An 18,484-nucleotide genomic window follows, 5' to 3' on the forward strand; every position below is an offset into this window, starting at 1 on the left:
GTTCGTGGTGCTGACCTGCCACGCTAAGTGAGGTGCCGGGCGGTCGCCTGGGCTTGACAATCCGCCCGTGCAACCGCCTCTGTCAGCGGTAGTTGACGAACTGGAGATCGACGTCGAGGTCGGCGGCCTTCAGCATCCGCTGCACTTCCTGCAGGTCGTCACGCGACTTGGACTGCACCCGCAGCTCGTCGCCCTGGATCTGCGCCTTGACCGACTTGGGCCCCTCGTCGCGGATCATCTTGCTGATCTTCTTCGCGTCCTCGGAGGAGATGCCCTCCTTGAGGGTCGACACGATGCGGAACTCCTTGCCCGAAGGCTGGGGCTCGCCGGAGTCGAGGCTCTTGAGCGAGATGCCGCGCTTGATCAGCTTGGACTGGAAGACGTCGAGCACCGCCTTGGCCCGCTCGTCGCTGTTCGCCTTGATGAGGATCGACTCGCCGCTCCACTCGATGGAGGCGCCGGTCCCCTTGAAGTCGTATCGCTGTTCGACCTCCTTGCGCGCCTGGTTGAGAGCGTTGTCCGCTTCCTGGCGATCGATCTTGCTGACGATGTCGAATGAGCTGTCGCTGGCCATGCGTTCGAGGGTACCGCCGCAGGATCGTTGCGCGCCCGTGACCCGGGCGGGATAGCGTCGAGTCATGGATCGTCGGGGGAAGATCATGGTCGGCATCGCCGTGGGATCGGTGGTGGGGCTTCTCGCTCTCGCCGCGCCCGCCGTCATCGGGATGATCCCGACCGACGAGGTGGTCGCCGAAGCGCCGCCGACGTCCGCTCCGCCGCAACGGATGGTGACGCCTACCCCGACCCCGACGGTTGCTGTGCCGACGGCGACGCCGACACCGACACCGACGCCGACGCCGGAGCGCGAGAGCAAGTGCCTGGGTGTGCCGGCCGGCAAGGATCGGGGCGACATCTCCCCGGGTGCGACGGGCGTCGTCGAGCGGTCCAACGCGGACGGCCTCGCGACGGTCTACCGCGTGGTGTCGGGCGACTCGTACTGGGCGATCGTGGAGCGCTTCTGTCTCAACAGCGGCGACTTCAACAGGGCGAACAACTTCGGTGGCGCCGGCGAGATCTACGCAGGCGACTACCTCGCGATCCTCGCGGAAGGGCAGCCGACCGCGCTGGCGCTGAATGAGGCGGCGAAGGGCGGATACCGCACGCACCAGGACTGCGACGCCATCGCGCGAATCTCGCTCGCAGAGCCGAACGCCGAAGGACGGATCCCGGTCAGCATGTCGGGAACGATCGTCGACACGGGCAAGGGCGAGTACGCCGAGGGGTCGGTCGAGAAGGTCGACGGCAAGCCCACCTTCTATACGGTGCAGCCGGGGGACACCTACCGCGGCATCGGCGACCGCTTCTGCGTCGACGCGATCACCGTGCAGCAGTTCAACGACGCAGGCGGGCCGGAGCGCATCCTGCAGCCGGGCGATCGCGTGCAGCTGCGACCGACGAGCCGCACGATCGCGTCGCGGGGCTGACGTCCCGCGCGTCACCCACGCCCCCGCCGCAGCCGCACCTACGCTGGCGGGGTGACCACGCCCGCCGCACCCCTGCTTGCTCAGCGAGCCTGGGGCGTCGCCGCCCTCGTGATCGTCGTCCTGTCGGTCTTGCCGACGCTCTTCGTGCTGCTCATCGTCGCGACCGTCGACGAGCAGTACGGGTGGCTGTTGATCTTCACCTTCGTCCTGCTCGTGGCGGGCGGTTCGGCCGGAATGCTGGCAGGCATCGTGGGCCTGGTGTTCGCCGGGATCCGCCGCCGCGGCTTCCTCTGGCCTGCCATCGGCACGGTGGCCGGCGTCGGGCTGGTGGGCGTGTCGTCGCTGATCCTGGCGCTCGGCGCCTGACCGCCGCGACGGCGGCGGAGCCGCGGCATCCGTGCGTTCGTACAATGGGCTGATGCGGCCGCTGACAGAGGACCAGTTGCGGGACGTGCTGGTGAATGCGACGAAGGACGAGCGGGAACGCCTCGAACCGCCCCACGACTTCCCCCTTCTCGAGTGGGACCACCTGGACTTCCTCGCCTGGCGTGACCCCACGACGCGCAGCCGGGGTTACGTCGTCGCCGAGCTCGACGGGCAGCCGACGGGCATCGTGCTGCGCGCCGCGAACGGTGCCGCGCAGGGCCGCTCCGCCATGTGCAACATCTGCCACACGATGCAGCCGGGCAACCAGGTCACGATGTTCACCGCCCGACGGACGGGGGATGCCGGTGACCGCGGCGACAGCGTCGGCACCTACGTGTGCGCGGATCTGACCTGCCATGACAACGTCCGCATCGCCGGCCCGCTGGCCCCGAGCGAGATCCGGGCGAGCGTGGATCGGCGGATCGACGGCACGCGGCACCGCCTCGAATCCTTCGTCGAGCGCGTCGCCTCCGCAGCCTGACGCCGCGGTTTTCGTCCTGCCCTCGGGGAGGGTAGAGTAGGTCATCGCGCCTCCGGTCGACTGCACAAGCCGGGCGGGTGCGCACTTGGCGAGTTACCCAAGCGGCCAAAGGGATCTGACTGTAAATCAGACTGCATTGCATTCGGGGGTTCGAATCCCTCACTCGCCACCATCAAGGGCTGCGGAGATCTCCGCAGCCCTTTCTCGTTCCGCGCCACCGCGCCGTCGCCTACGGTGGCCGTATCTGGGGGTGCCATGGCCACGCACGAGGATGCCGCGTCGCAGCACGGGGCGGACGCACCGGTCCCGCGTCGGCCGCGCCGACGCGCTCGGCGCGTGTGGGCGGTCGTCGGAGGCGGCCTCGGCGCCGTCGTGGTCGTCGCGGTGGTCGCTTTCGTCGTCTGGGCGCTCAGCGCCTACCAAGCGGACGCATCCACATGGCAGGCGGTCCGAGCGGACGAACGGATCTCCGTCGCGACCGACGGTGACCTGGTGGTCATGACGCCGAGCGGCGAGTCCGACGGCACCGGACTCGTGTTCTTCGCGGGCGCCCGCGTCGATCCCGACGCCTACGCGGCGACATTCACCGACGTGGTCGCGGCCGGCTCGTCCGTCGTCATCGTGCGGCCGCCCCTGAACCTCGCGATCCTCGAGACCCGGGCCTTCGACGACTTCACGGCCGAGGTGCCGGGAGTCGAGCGGTGGACGGTCGGCGGTCACAGCATGGGCGGTGTCCGCGCGTGCGGTTACGCGCAGGACCCCGAGGTCACGGCCCTCATCCTCCTCGCGTCGTACTGCAGCGAGGACGTGAGCGGCCGCTCCGACCTCGCGGTGCTCACCGTCTCGGGGTCCGAGGACGCGCTCGCCACTGCGGACAAGATCGAGGCAGCCGCGCACCTCCTTCCCCGGGACGCGGAGTTCGTCCGCATCGACGGCGCCTCGCACGCGCAGTTCGGCGCCTACGGGCCGCAGGACGGCGACGGCGTCCCGACGATCTCGAACGAACGCGCCCGCGAGCTCATCTCCCAGACGCTCGTCGACTTCCTCTCGTCGGTGAACAGCTGACAGCCCGGATGCCCCGTCGGTAGCCTCTGGGGAAGCGCCGCGTCATCGTGCTCTCCGGCTGACGCACCCCCCTCGGTCCCGCGACCGCAATCCCCTGTGGACATCCGGCGTGCTCCTCGGCACGTCTGACAGGATGGGGCGAGTGCGGGGGAGGACTCCGCCGAAGGGATGTCGAGGATGAGCGAACCGATCACCGCCCCCCGTTCGAGCAAGATCTTCCGAGCCGCGATCTGGGTCGCGATCGGCGCGTTGATCGCTGCGGCGGTCGTCTGTGTCGTCTGGGTCCTGATCGGCGACTCGAACGGCATCGTCGGTCGGGCGTTCCTCACGATCCTGCTGCTCGCCGGGTTCGCCGGGATCTCGATCCTCGAGGCATCCCTGGCGAGCCGTCGACCCGCGTGGTTCGCCCTCGCGAGCATCGTCTCGTGGGTCGCCGCGCTCATCATCGGCGCCTTCATGATCTGGATGCCGGAGGCCGCAGGAGACTACGGCGTCGGGGCCGAACGCTTCTTCAAGTTCCTGCTCATCCTGCTGATCCTGCATGGGGCGCTTCTTCACATCCGCCTGTATGCGAAGGCGTTCGCCCGCTACCAGACCACCTTCACGAGCATCGTGACCTACGTCACCATGGGACTCGTCGTGATCCTCGCGATCATGCTGATCATCCCGCTGATGCTCGAGGAGTTCATCGAGTTCCGCGACATCTACTGGCGTGTGCTCGTCTCGGTCGCGATCCTCGCCGCCGTGGGCACGGCCCTCGTCCCGCTCGTGAATGCTCTGTTCGCCCCGAAGAAGGAGCGGCCGCAGGCCGCTGCGGCGTACGGCTCGCAGGCGTACCCCGCCGCGTCGCAGAACGACGGCGCCGCCTACGCGGCACCGGCCACCGCGCCCGCGCAGGCCTGGCCGACCTACGCGGACGGGCGGACGCCGCTGCCCGTCATGCCCGACGGAAGCCCGGACTGGAACGCCTACTACACCGGCTGGCCGACGTACCCGCAGCAGCCGTACGGTGCCGCGACGCCCGATGCGGCTCCGGCACCCGAGGCGGCGTCGCCCGCTCCGCCTGCGGCTCCACCGGCGCCGGAGTCCGCGCCGGCCGCGTCAGAGCCGGCGATCCCGCCGGTGCCCCCGCTTCCGGACTCCCCGCCCGCCCCGCCGCAGCGTTGATGGTCAGCCGGCCAGCATCTCCAACGCCGCCATCGCGGCGTTGTGGCCGCCGATCCCGCTGACCGCGCCGCCGCGCCGCGCGCTCGACCCGCACAGCAGCACACCGTCGACACCGCTCGAGACTCCCCACCGATCCGCGGGGGTCTTGAGCGGTTCGTCGTCCGCGGCCCAGGGCCAGGACAGGTCGCCGTGGAAGATGTCGCCACCCAGCATCCCGAGGTCGCGTTCCAGGTCAGCCGTCGTGCGCGCCTCGACGCACGGTGACCCGTCCGGCGCGCGGTACAGCACGTCGGCGATCGGCTCCGCGAGCACCGAGTCGAGGGAGCGCTGCGCGGCGCGCCACAGGGCCTCCCGGTCGGCGGACCCGTCCGCGACGAGACGGTGCGGCACCTGCAGCCCGAACAGCGTCAGCGTCTGCGCGCCGGAGGCTCGCAGCTCCGGCCCGAGGATGGACGGGTCCGTCAGGGAGTGGCAGTAGATCTCGGCGGGCAACGGATCCGGGATGCCGCCGCCCGCGGCCCGGTCGTAGGCGGCGTCCAGTTGCGTCAGCGTCTCGTTGATGTGGAACGTCCCCGCGAACGCGGCGCGAGGGTCCACTGAGCTGTCGCGGAGGCGCGGAAGGCGCGACAGCAGCATGTTGACCTTGATCTGTGCGCCTTCGGGAATCGGTGCGCCGGTGCCTGCGGCGCCGCCCGCCCGGAGCAGGCGATCGAGGACCCCCGCGCCGACGCCGCTGAGCACCACGCGGGCGCCGACGCGCTCACCGTCGGCGAGGTCGACCGCGCCGTCCGGCGAAACCGCGACCACCTCGGCACCCGTGCGGAGCTCGGCGCCGGCTGCGCGGGCGACGCGCTCCAGCTCGCCGCTGACCGCGCCCATGCCGCCGACCGGGACGTCCCAGTCCCCGGTGCCGCCGCCGATGACGTGGTACAGGAAGCACCGGTTCTGGCGCAGCGTGGCATCGTCCGAACGCGCGAACGTGCCGATGAGTCCGTCCGTGAAGGCGATGCCGCGGGCGACGTCGGTCCGCAGGTCGTCGCGCAGAAGCTCCCCGAGCGGACGCGCGGTGACCGCCTCCCACAGCGCGTCGTCGCCCACGGCGGCGCGGGCGTCGTGCTCCCGTGGCAGCGGTGCGGTCACGGTGGGGAACAGCGTCGCGCCGAGCGGGGCGATCCGTTCGTAGAACCGTGCGAACCGATCCGCCTCGTCGGTGTCGCCGGTGACCCGGGCGAAGCTCGCCGCCGTGGCCCCGGCATCCGCGTTGTCGATGAGGATGCCGCGGCCCGGGTCGTCGGGCAGCGGCGTGTACGACGAGTAGCGACGACGCTCGAGGCGGATGCGCAGGCCCAGATCGTCGATGACGGTGCGGGGGAGGAGGCTCACGAGGTACGAGTAGCGCGACAGTCGGGCGTCGACACCCGCCCACGGCCTCTCGGACACGGCCGCGCCGCCGACGTGGTCCTGCCGTTCCAGCACCGTGACGGTGCGTCCGGCGCGGGCGAGATAGGCGGCGGCGACGAGGGCGTTGTGCCCTCCGCCGATGATGACGACGTCGCGGATGGCGCTCATGGTGCTCAACCTAGCGGCGTAGCGTGGAGGGATGGATGCCGCTGCGCTCGCCGACCTCGCCCTCGACATCGCCCGCGAAGCCGGCGACCTCGCCCGGCGCCGTCGCGAGGAGGGGGTCGCGATCGCGGGGACGAAGTCCGTGATCGCCGACATCGTCACGGAGGCCGATCGGGAGGTCGAGGCGCTCATCCGTTCGCGGTTGGCCGCCGAGCGTCCCGAGGACGGCTTCCTCGGCGAGGAGTCCGGCGCCGAGCGCGGGACCTCGGACATCACGTGGGTGGTCGATCCGATCGACGGCACCGTCAACTACGCGTACGGGATGCCGCACTACGCCGTCAGCATCGCTGCGGTGTCGGGCGAGCCCACGCCGCCGACCTGGACGGCGCTCGCCGGTGTCGTGCACAACCCGGCGGTCGGCGAGACGTTCCACGCCGTCCGCGGCGGTGGTGCGTGGCGGGGCGAGCAGCGGCTCTCGGTGTCGCAGGTCGGCGAAGCCGGCGGTCTCGTGGCGACCGGGTTCGGATACGACCCGAAGCACCACGAGGGCGACCTGGCGCGCGTTGCGGCGGTCATGCCGCTCGTCCGGGATCTGCGTCGAGCGGGTGCGGCGTCGCTCGACCTCGCCTACGTCGCGGCCGGACGTCTGGACGGCTACTTCGAGCGTGGACTGCACCCGTGGGATCACGCGGCCGGAGCGCTTCTGGTGACCGAGGCCGGCGGACTGGTGGCGGGCGCGCCGGACGGGTTCCCCGGCCGGGACATGACGATCGCCGCGGGGCCGGAACTCTTCCACAGGCTCGTCGCCACGATCGGTCTGTGAACAGACATGCCATTCTCAGCCCTGTCGTGTAGCGTGTTTATCTGATCGTTACCTTCGCTGCCCGAGCGGAGGATTCTGACCTTGAAGCCCGCGGCCCCCGCCGCTCTACCCGAGAGCCCGCAGTTTGACTTTCGAGATCTCCCCGACCGACGCGCCCGCAACGCGTCGCGACCGGCACCCCGCTCCGTCCGACGCCATGCCGTTGACCCGCGCGGAACTCCGTCGTCGCGCCGCGGCGGCTCCCGCGGCGAGTGACACGGAGGTCACGGTCACGCAGGCGGCAGCCGCGATGGGCGAGGTCATCGCGATGGTCCAGGCGGTCGAGGCTCCGGCCCTGCGTCGTCGTCGTTCCCGCAACGCCGCCGACGAGGTCGCACCCGTCGCCGAGTCGACGATCCCGAGCGCAGAGGCCGCACCGGCCTCCATCGCCGAGTCGGTCGTCGCAGAGACCCTCGCCGAGGCGATCTCCGATACCTCGGCAGCCACCCTCCCTCTCCGTCGTCGTACGCGCTCCTCGCGTACGACGACTGTCGTTTCGCCCGTTCCCGAGGCTCCCGGCAGCCCCGAGTTCCTCGACGAGGCGATCGTCCTGCCGTCCGCATCCTCGACGCACACCGCTGCGGAGGACGCGGGTCCGACGATCGACGAGTTCGAGCTGGCCGCGAAGGTGTTCTCTTTTACCGGTGAGACGCCGATCCAGGTCGCTCGGGCCGCCGTCGACGCCGAGGAGCGCGTGCAGCGCACGACGCGCGTCCGCATGGCCGAGCAGCCCCGTCGCCCGCGGCGCGGCCGTGTCCTGCTGAAGCGTGCGGCTGCGGCATCCTTCTCGATCAGCGTCGTGGGTGTCGTCGGGCTCCTCGCCATCGGCACGACCACCCCCGTGACCGCCGTCGGCGCGTTCGGTCAGGACGTGAGCGGCGACATCTCGCTCGCCGCCGAGGCCACCGAGGCCGAAGCTCCCGAGATCCAGGCCTACGTCGCCAACTCCGACGCCGGCGCGACGATCCTCTCCCGCTCGGGTGAGTACGACATCGAGTCGATGACCGACGTGGCCGCCGAGTCCGGGGTCACGCAATTCGCCGGCACCTGGGTCAACGACGAGACGGCCGACGTGCAGTGGCCTTTCCCTGTGGGTGTGCCGATCTCCGCGCAGTTCGGCTCGACGTCGTACCTGTCGAAGTTCTCTCGCGCGCACCACGGCACCGACTTCACCCCGGGCGCCGGCGCCGAGGTCCACGCCGTCGCCGCGGGTACCGTGCGCATCGCGACCGAGGCCGGTGGCGACTACGGCGTGACCGTGGTCATCGACCACATCATCGACGGCCAGCTCGTCTCCACGCGCTACGGTCACATGCAGTACGGGTCGCTTCGCGTGTCCCCCGGTGAGACGGTCGACGCGGGCGATGTCATCGGTCGTGTGGGCAGCACCGGCAAGTCCACGGGTGCGCACCTGCACCTCGAGGTGCTCCTGGGCGGCACGACCCGGATCGACCCGCTGCCCTGGCTCAAGGAGCACACGCAGGGCTGACCCGTGACATCGAGGATGCCGCGACTCTGGTATCCTCTTCTAGTTGCCCGCGTGCGGGCAGCACGCCCCGATAGCTCAGTGGCAGAGCACTTCCATGGTAAGGAAGGGGTCGTCAGTTCAATCCTGACTCGGGGCTCGCAGCATCCCTCGGATGCTCGTGGCGGGGTAGCTCAGTTGGTGAGAGCGCACGACTCATAATCGTGAGGTCGCGGGTTCAAGCCCCGCTCCCGCTACGCAAAACCCCCGGCTCCACCCGGGGGTTTTGTTTCGTAGAGGGCGCCGACACCCGCTCTCGTGGCCACAAATTGGTCACTTATTCGATCGTGGTAGGCGTCCGTGAACGCGGACGACGGTCGGTGCCTATCATCACCGGTTAGTGCTGGATCGACGCCTGCTCGGCGAAGGCCCTGTGGTTTTCAACCCCGCAGAGCGTGTGCACTGCGTATCGCCCTTTGCCCCGTTCTCTCGAGTCAGGGAGTCAGTCGCGGTCTCTCGGGATCCGTATCCGGGCCTGATCCGGCGCGGGGACGTGGACGCGCGGTAGTCTTGCGCGCCGAGCATCGAGCGTTCGGATGTGACATCAACGCCCATCACATACAACATCTACGTCAAGGGGCAGCGGCTCAGGTCCAATACATCCACCAGACCGTCTGCGATTCTCAGGTGCGGATGACGACGGATCTCTCCTCGGCAGTGAGTACGGTTCAACAGTGACGTTCGACTCCGACGGCCTCGCCGACCTGGCGCTCACGCTGCGCGCACGCATGAACGCCGCCGGGTTGAAAGTGGCGCCCGCGCCACCGTCTTCCACCCGACCACCGGATGTCATCTTCGTCCATCCGACGGCATCCGTCGAGGCATTCCTAGAGACGCTCGACATGATGTCGCCGACCGTCGTGTTCATGCTCGCCGAGTCATTCGACCCGGACGAGATCGACACGGAAGATACCGGCCTGCGGGCGGCCGCTGACCAGCATGCAGGTGAGACTTTCCGACTGTCCGTGCTGTGGGCGCGGGACGGGATGCTGCACACCTGGTTCATCACCACCGACTGGCACGACGCGCTCAGCGACGAGTCGGAGATGCAGCAGTACCAGGCTGAAGGGCTACAGCAGATGGACCGCGAGCTGATGCGCGAACGGAGTAGGAACGCGCACCGCCAGCTGATGGAATTGGTCGTCGAATCGCCGGACTTCCGAGGCGCCACAATCAACAGGCGCACGGTTCAGCTACGGCTGATGATGGACGCAAACCCTGCGCTTGTTGACGACCTGATCTTCCCGCGCGAATTCGTCACCGCGGCGCGTCGCACCGCAGCCGACGAGGTGGCTCGGTGGGAGGCTCGGCTTGCCGACGACGAGGATGTGATCAGTCGTCTCGCGTTCGAGCTCCGCGGCGTGCGTACCCAGCGCGAGCAGAAGGAGTGCGCAGCGAGGATGTTGCGCGAGCTTGCCGACGGATGGGCACTCACCGAAACGTTCGTGGATCAGATGCGCCGCAAGGCTCGGGATGCGGATACGTGACCCGCTCTGGCCGCTGTCGAGGCCGTGCTCCTCTATCGGGGCGGCGCTAACGAAAGTCGCGTCCCCGTCGGCTCGGCAAGCACGCGGTCGTTCTCAGGACCGACGGGGTTGCCCCGGTATGTGCTGTAGCGGTGAGTGATCCTTTAGCCGTTGGTTTCGGTTAGGCGGTGAGTTCGAGGACGGGGTCGGTCACCTCCTCGCTCTCGGTGTCGGTTCGGTGACGAGGGTGAGGTGGCTTTTGGCGAGGATGTCGAGGCCGAGGTAGCGGCGTCCTTCGGCCCGTTCGTCGGTTTGCTCGGCGAGGACGACGCCGACGCGGCGGATGATCGCGTCCCGGTTCGGGAAGATGCCGACGAAATCGGTGCGGCGGCGGATCTCGAGGTTCAGCCGCTCGTTAGGATCGTTGGACCAGATCTACTGCCCGCCACTGGCAACGCGGAGATTCGGCGTCCGCCGGCAGGCTAGCGGTGCCAACACCATCGGTGATGTTGCCCGACGGTATCGGGCGCCGTGACTTTACCAACGCCTTCTGAGTGGAACGGGTGCGCAAGCGCGATCTACACAGAAACCGGCGATTCCGTGCTCCCGCTCCCCGCTGGGTAATCTGCTCTCATGGTTTCTGATCTGCCTCGACGTGCTCACGGTGAGACAGCTTGACCACCGGGATTCTCGTCCACTCGCAGGTAATTGAGTCAACGGAGGGTCAGCCCGACCGCCGCGCCGACTACCGAGACGTCTTGGCGTGGGTGACCGCGGACTCCGCGCTGGCTTTCTCGGTCGCTGGTCTCAGCGGTGTCACAGAGGCACAGGGCGCTCATCTCGGACGCTTATCGGCTCTCATTCTTCGTGCGATGAAGGATTCACGACGGCACGAGAACGTTGTGCGTGCGTTGAGGAAGCACTCAGAGGTGACAGCTCCGGACGATGTGTACGACGCGTTCGAGCGGGTTGTTGCTGCGGATCCGCTCACGAACCTCGCGGCGCTTTACGCAGACATCGTCAAGGCTGCCAATCGCCGACGGCTGGGCACCTTCTTCACGCCCACGGCTGAAGCCGCGAGCATGGTCGCCGGGTACGCGGAACGTCATCCCGCGCCCGGTTGCGTGGTCGACGTGGGCGCGGGCGTGGGAGTGTTCTCTGCTGCATCCCGAGATCGCTGGGAGTCGGCGACGGTGAAGGCCGTGGACATCAATCCTGTGACTCTTGGGCTGCAAGCTGTCGCGCTCAGGGCATTGGATGATGAGTCCACCGACCTCGTCCTGGCGGACTACTCCGCGTGGATAGCGGCACGAGAACCGGATTCGTCGACTCTGTACCTCGGCAACCCGCCCTACACCCGGTGGCAGCTCATCCCCCGTGCTGATCGGGAGGCTCTCGTTGAAGCAACCGATGGTCGAGTGAGCGCCAGAGCGAATCTCTCGACTATCTTTCTCGCAATCACGCTTCTGAAGCTTCGGCCCGAAGACGGGCTGAGCTTGATCGTTCCCGCCGGGTGGATGAGTGCGGGTTACGCGAAGAAGCTGCGTGCGTACGTCCGCAGCCTGGTCTCTCGCCCCATCACTCTCCGACTCGCGGACTCGTGGAGGTTCGACGGTGCGATTGTGGACGCTGTGGTGGTCGAAGTCGGCCCGGAAACTCAAGGCGCGAACCCGCTCAGAGTCACTGACTGGACCGGTGCGACGAACACGCTGCTGGGTCGAGAGCCATCCGATGAGTCGCCGTTTGTTCGTGAACCCGAAAGCCCAGCGAGAAGCGCGCAAATCACGGGCGCGCCGTTGAGTGAGTACGGCCGCTTCTCTCGGGGAGTGGCCACAGGTGCGAATGGGTTCTTCGTTCGCACCGCCGAGCAGGCGGTCAAGGACGGCATTGATCCTCGGTGGCTGACCGCCACGGTTCGGCGAATGCGACCTGGCGGGAGTCCCTCAGAGCCTGCGGTCGAGACCTCGATGATCCTCAACCTGGGGGACTATCTACCGGGTGATGACATCGTGATCGACAATCTGATCGCAGGTGCAGTCAAGGACGGGATCAATGAAGGGCACTTGTGCGCAGCGCGAGACCGGTGGTTCGACCTTTCGGGGGAGATCTGGATTCCGGACGTGATCATCTCGTCTCTTGGTCGCGGCGCTTACCACGTGTGCGTCAACAAGGACCGCCGAGCGATCACGAACAACCTTTTCGGTTGGACATGGAAGGAGTCGGTATCGTCAGATCGCCGCGACGCGATCCTGGAATGGCTGAGAAGTGACGAGGGTCAGCAGTCTCTCGCGGAGAGCTCTACCCGCGAAGCAAACGGCCTTCACCGGCTCAGCCCACGAGCACTCATGAACGTCACATACCCGCAACCGAACTAGACGCCGCTTCGCCGCTAGTCTGAGTCCAACTCGCCGTCACGAAAGACCTGAATGCCGAACTCAGACACGTCTGGCCCAGACGCTCTTGCTTTCTCGGTGGACACGCATCTGCTTCGTGAGCTTGGCACGCTTCTGGTCGGACGGGACAGCACCGCCCTCGTCGAACTCATCAAGAACGCTTATGACGCGGACGCACGCATCGTGACGATCCACGGGGAGTCCCTTGCGAACCACGGTCTGATCTCTGTACGTGACGACGGTCACGGGATGACATACGAGACCTTTTCCGACAGCTTCCTCCGGATCGCCGGCCGCAGCAAAGAGGGAGGTGATCGTCGTAGCCCTCGTTACCGTCGCAAGTACACGGGCGCCAAGGGCATTGGACGATTGGCCGCTCACAAGTTGGGGGAGCGACTGGCGCTGGAATCCACCCCCGACAACACGGTGCTGGGACGGCCAGTCAACGCTAACGGGGTCGCCGCGAACATCAACTGGGTCGAGATCGAAGCGAGCGAGCAGAGCATCGACGAGACCAAGCTGATTCAGGCCACCCGCACGCCGCCGGCCCTCGGCGAGAGCGGGACCGAACTCACCATCTCGCGGCTCCACAGCGAGTGGTCGACCCGTCAGCTCAACGACTTTCTCGCAGAGGTGCGATCTACCAGGCCAGATGAGGTGATGTGGGGAACGCTACCGAAGACAGTGTTCGAAGAACCGCTCCTCATGCCCACGCTCGACATCGCAGACAGTGATTCGGAAGATCCTGGCTTTACCGTCGAGCTCTCCGGAGAGTTTGCGGGCTCGGAGTCGCAGTGGCCGACTCTGCTTGCTCACATCGCTTGGCTTATCGAAGTGGACGCACGTGACGAAGAAGTCGTCGCTTACCGGATCACGCCGTCCCGCAACCTGAAGAAGCAGCACCCTGGCGCGGAGCAGCGCGACTTTACCTGGAGGCGAACTCAGCTAGGGCCTCGCTTCACGGCTCGAGTGCTCGTTCGGGGCACTGATTCTTTCCCGCGAGCGCTCAAGGATCTGCTCACCACCTTTGCGAATGCTGCATCGGGAATTCGCCTGTACTCGGAGGGGTTCCGTGTACTGCCGTACGGCACGCCGAGAAACGACTGGTTGGGGATCGACCGGGGTTACAGCCAGCGAGCGGAGCTCGGACTCGGTACAGACTTCGAACGTGAGCTCCCTAGCGCTGACAACCGGGAGGCGAAGGTCCAGGAGAAGACATATCGGCTCTCTAACCGTTCGTACTTCGGAGCTGTATTCCTCCATGACGAGTCGAGCGCAAACCTTCAGATGGTGGTGAACCGGGAAGGATTCCTCCCAAACGACGACTTTGACCAGATCGTCGACATCATGAGTCGCGCCGTGAGTCTCAACACGCGCATGCGAGCCGCTCTCGGCGTGGAGAAGAAGGAAAGGGACGAGGCGGAGGAAGCAGCCGCGGCCGCGGCACAGCGCGAGGCAGTGCTCAACCGTGCCAGACATTCGGAGAGTCGTACCTCAACCACCCCCCGCACTGCAGCTCAAGAGCTGCGGACGCTCCTCGAGGTCGGCCGTGACTCGGTGGCTGCTTTGCGCGCCGCAGGCGGCTCGGGTTCGCCTCCCGAGGGGCAAGATGTTCACGCGAAGGTACTCCAGGTCGTGCTTGACGAGATCGGCTCGGCCTCGCTTGCTGCTGCCGATGAGCAGGCCCAGTTGCGAGTTCTCGCTAGCCTCGGCACGCAGCTGGGTGCCTTTGTCCACGAGGTGAACAGTCTGCTCGGACAGGCTCGCCTTGTAGAGTCGGCGCTCGGTGACTTGCTCGAACTGGACCTCCCCGCGGAAGCGCGCACGCGCATCCAGCGGATTCGCCGTGCGCAGATCGAATTGCTCTCGACGCTCGAGCGTCAATCCGTCTACCTTTCGGATTCGTTCGGCGCAGAGTCCAGGCGCCGCAGAAGTCGCCAACGACTGAGCGAACGGTGGGAGACAGCTAAGCGGCTGCTCTCCGCCGCGGCACAACGGCGCGAGGTCACGATCAGCGATTCGCTCCCTCCTGGTCTGCGCACCCCTCCAATGTTCTCGGCGGAGGCGAACATCATCCTGACCAACCTGCTGAGCAATGCCGTCAAGGCCGCCGCATCCGGCGACGCCTCCGAAGAACGTCAGGTCAAACTCACCGGTACGGAGAGCGACGGGGGAGTGCTACTTCGTGTGGAGAACACCGGCGCTCGTGTCGACATGTCCAACAGCGATCGATGGTTCCGTCCCTTCGAGACCACCACCAGTGACATGGACGAGACACTCGGGCAAGGCTTGGGGCTCGGGCTCACGCTCACTCGACGAATTGTCGAGGACTACGGCGGGCGGATTGCGTTCGTCGAGCCAGGCCGGGGCATGGCAACTGCAGTTGAGATATGGCTGCCGGAGAGCTGAGGAAGTCTGATTGGGCATGGGATCCACTGAAGCGCGCGTTCTGATCATTGACGACACTCCGGGGCGGCACACACTGATCCCACAAGGAGACGTGAAGTTCCGGATCCTCGACCCCGGCGATGTCGACGATTCTAGTCTCGATGGCATCGACCTCGTCTGCGTAGACGAGTACCTCGGCGATGAGTGGGCCGCGACGATTGAAACGCGCGTCCATGACCTTCCGGCGTTGAAGAACGGGGATGGGCTCTCCGTCGCGGCGGCGCTGCGTAGTCGTGCTCGACTTGCAGATCGCGCGGGTGAACCGGGGTTCGCCGTAGCGCTCTTCACCGCCGAGCTCGACAAGCTGTCCGAAGACCTTCCCAAACCCTGGCAGGAACCGCTCACCGCCTCGATGCACGACCTCGAATGGGTCTTCCGGTTCGAGAGCGGTCCTGCGGCTTTCGGTGATCGCGTCTCGGAATTGGCGCAAGCTTCCCGTTCGATCATTGGCATCAACGTCTCCGAGAATGGTGACTCGTGGCTCGGCCTCGGTGACGCGGCATGGGCGGACCTAGCTCGTGCGCAGATCGATGACTGCAGGCCCCCGCAGAACGCGCTTGCTCAATCGACCTCGGGCAGGAGCTACCTCAGGTGGTTGGCGCAGCGCGTGATTCCGTACCCGACTTTCCTGCTCGACGACGTGTACGCCGCCAACTTGATGGGTGTCGACGTGGATACCTTCAAGAGCGATGCCGTGCAAGCCTTGCTTGCTTCCAAGAACGCAAAGTACGACGGCCCCCTGGGCACGAGCTTTCTGGGCCGACGATGGTGGCGAGCGGCGCTGCAGCACATCCTTGAAGAAGTCGGCGCGTCTGCATGGGACGACCCTGGCGAGAAGGGGGCTGCGCTCTCGGCCGCAATTGGCTCGCCCATAGCGCCCCTCGCTGCGGCAAACCCAGTCGTTTGTTACGGCCCCCGTGGCGAGGTTGTCGCACTGGACGCGGAATCGTCAGAGTGCGTCCGAGTCCAGTTGGATGGCTGGCCGCTTTACGCCGACGAAGCGTGGGTGCTGTTGGACGTCGCCCGAACTGTCCCAGAAGTCCGTGCACTCGTCGCGCACGACGATCTGCCCCGGTTAAGCGAGTAGTCCGAGTAATGCCACGTCAGATCACTCATCTCGTGGATACGAGCTATCTCCTTTGCTTTGGGGCGGTGCCTCGGGGTATCCAACTCTTGAGTCAGCTCTTCGAGGGTGGCCTCGGCGCGCCACCGGCCGTGAAGCAGGAGCTCGAGAGACTACCGCGTTCCAATCGGCCCGCAGCCGTTCGCGAAGCAGCGCAGGCTTTTGGAGGCCGTAGCCAAGGCGTCCTTCTCGACGCCCCGCTGTATGAAAACGACCGTGGCGAACGCGACCTCGCGTTGGCTTGCATTCCGTGCCAATCTGACCCCGGCCCACATCCCGGCGTTTCGCAGGAATCCGGCGCGATTATCGCCGAGGTGACTGCGGGTCCAAACGCCGGAGAATCGGAAGCGATAGCTGCTGCGTTCCGTAGAGCAGTTCCGCTGCTGATCACAGACGGACCCGCAACGAAGCACGCGCGAGCCCGACGCCTTCCAACAGAGGACGCCACGAACTCAATTCGGCGCTTGCCCCTCTCCTCTAAGCAGAAGTACCAGGTATATCTCGCAATGGAACGCTCCGTTGGAAACCCCGGGCTCCCGGTGAGGGGTCAGATGTGGTACCGCGAAAACCCATAGAAAGCGGAGCGATGACGCGCATCACGGGTCCATAGCGCGCATGACGGTCGTCCACTGGAACGGTCTCTGTCAGCTGGATTGATCGGCGCGATGTCGCGAGTGGGCGGGAGCTGATGTAGCGGTGGCCCGCACAGCTCGACCTTCGTCTCTCTCGCAGAGCGAGCCCTCTGAGAGACAAATCGTTGGTTCGTCCGTCGAGGCGCTCGGACCATAATTGGCGGTCGCGCGTACGCGAGTCGAGTCGTCTACCCGCCTCAAGGGATCGCTCACCGCGGACCTGAGTCTCCGCGTGGTCGAGGCAGGAACGGATTTCGTTCACTGCCTCGACCTGATGCGATTCAAGCGGACTGCTCGAGGCTGCTCAGCCACTGCTCCACTGCGGCCAGTCGGTATCGGACGTGCTTCCCCAGGCGGAGCCAGGCAGGCCCCGCACCGCGGTAGCGCCAGTCGTCCAGTGTCCGTTGGGGGAGCTGCAACATGGAAGCGAGTTCCTCGGGCGTGAGGAAGGTCATGGTGGGGATTGCGGTGTTCGTAGACATGTCATCCCTATGCGCGGCGCTGGCGCGCTCGAGCTACCGGTGACTGCGTAATGATGTTGCTCACCAGTCGACATCCGTGCCGCGACCGAAGATGGTGTCCAGGACATCCGACTCGTCCACCTGACGCCATGCCACACCGACGTAGTGACGCTTCGTCGTATTGACATCCGTGTGGCCGAGAAGGTTGCTGGCTCGGCTCAGGTCGCCTGTCTCGATGGCTGAGAGCGTGGCGGCGGTGCGGCGGAGGATGTGCGGGGTGAGGTCGTCCGGCGTGAGTTCGGTGCGCGCGAGTGCTCTCACGAGGCCGGGGTGCAGTCGCACCTCTCGAAGCTGTCGTCGGAAGTTGCGGGCGGCAACGAAGGTCCCGTTCCGGCTCTGGAGGATGGGCGCCAATGGGTCAGGGTCCTTCCCGGCAGCGCTGGCCTCTCTCAACGCAGCGATAGCGAAGCGGCTGGCCCGCTGTCTGCGGGCCTGTCCGAGGACCTTGAGTCTGGTCTGGCGAGTGTTCTTCCAGCCGCCGTCCTCGTCGCCGTCGACGAGGGTGGCGCGGACGGTGAGCCACCGAGTATCCATGTCGACGTCGACGCGGCGCAGGGCGAGGACTTCACCGATTCTGAGGCCGGAACCCACGCAGGCTTCGATGCCCCAGCGAAGCAGGCCAGCGGAAGCGCCGGCGTTTGGTCGGGTCCTTTCTTCTCGTTCAAGCACGACGGCGCGCAGAATCTCCAACTGCTCGAGGGTGAGGTAAGTGGGGGGCGCGGCTTGGGGGCGCTCGCGCTCGATGTCTCGGATGAAGTTCCGGTCGATGAGGTCGCGGTCGATGGCCTGCGCAAGCGCACCGGTGAGTGCCACCTTGGCTTGTTGAGCTGCGGCCTCTCCGCCCCTACGGGTCTCCGAAACCCGCTGGAGCAGATTCTTGGCCTGCCGCAGGTCGAAGCTCCGGACGCTCAACGCGCCGCATTCTTCCTTCAGCCACTTCGCGGTGCCGGCGTAGGTCCTGGCGGTCTGCGGACGGCAGACGCGCTGGGAGCGCTGAACCCAGGCGTCAAGAAGCTCGCCGAGTGTGGCATCCTTCGTTTCGGCGAACTGACGGTGGACCAGTTCGCTCGCTTGGCGCTGCAACTCCTCAGTGACCGCCTCCCTCGTCGGAGCGACAGTGCTGATGCGACGCAGTTCTCCGCTCGCGTCGCGGACTCGAGCTCGTCCACGAACGCCGTCGGGCGCTTCCCCGAATGAGACGCTCCCGAGCTGCCCAGGCTGCAGTCGGGGGCGGCCAGCCATTACTTGGCCACCTTTCGGATGGTCCCCAATGCGGGGGATTGGATGTTGGGCAGTGGTTCGGGCGACGTCATGGCATCTGTATG

At 66.7% G+C, this 18,484-nt stretch carries 15 protein-coding genes, 3 tRNA genes and 1 pseudogene; 14 read left to right on the forward strand and 5 right to left on the reverse strand.

The genetic code is table 11. The features are described from left to right. Positions 1–82: 82 nt before the first annotated feature. On the reverse strand, positions 83–574 hold the full coding sequence (locus tag AB0259_RS13355) for a YajQ family cyclic di-GMP-binding protein (protein WP_217530714.1): 492 nt from the start codon (positions 572–574) through the stop codon (positions 83–85). A 64-nt stretch (positions 575–638) separates the two neighbouring features. On the opposite strand from AB0259_RS13355, the gene AB0259_RS13360 reads away from it, so the two are divergent. From AB0259_RS13360 to AB0259_RS13385, 6 genes are all read left to right on the forward strand, one after another. Beyond that, positions 639–1,484: a LysM domain-containing protein gene (locus AB0259_RS13360; RefSeq protein ID WP_366222995.1), complete on the forward strand. Its 846-nt coding sequence runs from the start codon at positions 639–641 to the stop codon at positions 1,482–1,484. 51 nt (positions 1,485–1,535) lie between these two features. Beyond that, positions 1,536–1,850: a hypothetical protein gene (locus tag AB0259_RS13365; protein WP_366222996.1), complete on the forward strand. Its 315-nt coding sequence runs from the start codon at positions 1,536–1,538 to the stop codon at positions 1,848–1,850. 52 nt (positions 1,851–1,902) lie between these two features. Then, positions 1,903–2,391, forward strand: a complete 489-nt coding sequence (locus tag AB0259_RS13370) for an FBP domain-containing protein (RefSeq protein WP_251578662.1) — start codon at positions 1,903–1,905, stop codon at positions 2,389–2,391. A gap of 87 nt (positions 2,392–2,478) precedes the next feature. After that, a tRNA-Tyr gene (locus AB0259_RS13375) sits at positions 2,479–2,563 on the forward strand. 83 nt (positions 2,564–2,646) lie between these two features. Continuing rightward, a complete protein-coding gene (locus AB0259_RS13380) occupies positions 2,647–3,456 on the forward strand; it encodes an alpha/beta hydrolase (RefSeq protein WP_366222997.1) in 810 nt (269 codons plus the stop codon). 177 nt (positions 3,457–3,633) lie between these two features. Beyond that, positions 3,634–4,623: a hypothetical protein gene (locus AB0259_RS13385; RefSeq protein ID WP_366222998.1), complete on the forward strand. Its 990-nt coding sequence runs from the start codon at positions 3,634–3,636 to the stop codon at positions 4,621–4,623. Between the two features lie 3 nt (positions 4,624–4,626). Here the strand turns inward: AB0259_RS13385 and AB0259_RS13390 are convergent, their stop codons facing one another. Then, positions 4,627–6,192 (reverse strand): NAD(P)/FAD-dependent oxidoreductase, encoded by a 1,566-nt coding sequence (locus tag AB0259_RS13390; RefSeq protein WP_366222999.1) that lies wholly within the window; start codon positions 6,190–6,192, stop codon positions 4,627–4,629. Between the two features lie 31 nt (positions 6,193–6,223). Here AB0259_RS13390 and AB0259_RS13395 point away from each other — a divergent pair, with 31 nt between their 5' ends. The 5 genes from AB0259_RS13395 to AB0259_RS13415 all read left to right on the forward strand — a co-directional run bounded on the left by AB0259_RS13395 (position 6,224) and on the right by AB0259_RS13415 (position 10,063). After that, positions 6,224–7,012, forward strand: coding sequence for an inositol monophosphatase family protein (locus AB0259_RS13395; RefSeq protein WP_366223000.1), 789 nt, complete (start codon positions 6,224–6,226; stop codon positions 7,010–7,012). Positions 7,013–7,208: 196 nt separating this feature from the next. Next, positions 7,209–8,540: a peptidoglycan DD-metalloendopeptidase family protein gene (locus AB0259_RS13400; RefSeq protein WP_366223001.1), complete on the forward strand. Its 1,332-nt coding sequence runs from the start codon at positions 7,209–7,211 to the stop codon at positions 8,538–8,540. 64 nt (positions 8,541–8,604) lie between these two features. Then, a tRNA-Thr gene (locus tag AB0259_RS13405) sits at positions 8,605–8,676 on the forward strand. Positions 8,677–8,699: 23 nt separating this feature from the next. Then, positions 8,700–8,773, forward strand: a tRNA-Met gene (locus AB0259_RS13410). Positions 8,774–9,250: 477 nt separating this feature from the next. Then, on the forward strand, positions 9,251–10,063 hold the full coding sequence (locus tag AB0259_RS13415) for a hypothetical protein (protein WP_366223002.1): 813 nt from the start codon (positions 9,251–9,253) through the stop codon (positions 10,061–10,063). 160 nt (positions 10,064–10,223) lie between these two features. On the opposite strand, the pseudogene AB0259_RS13420 reads toward AB0259_RS13415, so the two are convergent. After that, positions 10,224–10,477: pseudogene (locus tag AB0259_RS13420) on the reverse strand (transposase); the annotation flags it as partial. Positions 10,478–10,971: 494 nt separating this feature from the next. On the opposite strand from AB0259_RS13420, the gene AB0259_RS13425 reads away from it, so the two are divergent. The 3 genes from AB0259_RS13425 to AB0259_RS13435 all read left to right on the forward strand — a co-directional run bounded on the left by AB0259_RS13425 (position 10,972) and on the right by AB0259_RS13435 (position 15,970). Continuing rightward, positions 10,972–12,417, forward strand: a complete 1,446-nt coding sequence (locus tag AB0259_RS13425; RefSeq protein WP_366223003.1) for a methyltransferase — start codon at positions 10,972–10,974, stop codon at positions 12,415–12,417. A 96-nt stretch (positions 12,418–12,513) separates the two neighbouring features. Continuing rightward, positions 12,514–14,844, forward strand: a complete 2,331-nt coding sequence (locus tag AB0259_RS13430) for an ATP-binding protein (protein ID WP_366223004.1) — start codon at positions 12,514–12,516, stop codon at positions 14,842–14,844. Between the two features lie 91 nt (positions 14,845–14,935). Continuing rightward, positions 14,936–15,970 carry a hypothetical protein gene (locus AB0259_RS13435; RefSeq protein ID WP_366223005.1) on the forward strand — a complete coding sequence of 345 codons (1,035 nt, stop codon included), beginning with the start codon at positions 14,936–14,938 and terminating at the stop codon, positions 15,968–15,970. Positions 15,971–16,919: 949 nt separating this feature from the next. Here AB0259_RS13435 and AB0259_RS13440 read toward each other — a convergent pair. Together AB0259_RS13440 and AB0259_RS13445 are read right to left on the reverse strand one after the other, a co-directional pair. Continuing rightward, positions 16,920–17,120, reverse strand: coding sequence for a helix-turn-helix domain-containing protein (locus AB0259_RS13440; RefSeq protein ID WP_366223006.1), 201 nt, complete (start codon positions 17,118–17,120; stop codon positions 16,920–16,922). Positions 17,121–17,180: 60 nt separating this feature from the next. Continuing rightward, on the reverse strand, positions 17,181–18,242 hold the full coding sequence (locus tag AB0259_RS13445) for a site-specific integrase (protein WP_366223007.1): 1,062 nt from the start codon (positions 18,240–18,242) through the stop codon (positions 17,181–17,183). Positions 18,243–18,484: the final 242 nt, after the last annotated feature.

Source organism: Microbacterium sp. NPDC080005 (assembly GCF_040702445.1).
Taxonomy (GTDB): Bacteria; Actinomycetota; Actinomycetes; order Actinomycetales; family Microbacteriaceae; genus Microbacterium; species Microbacterium oleivorans_D.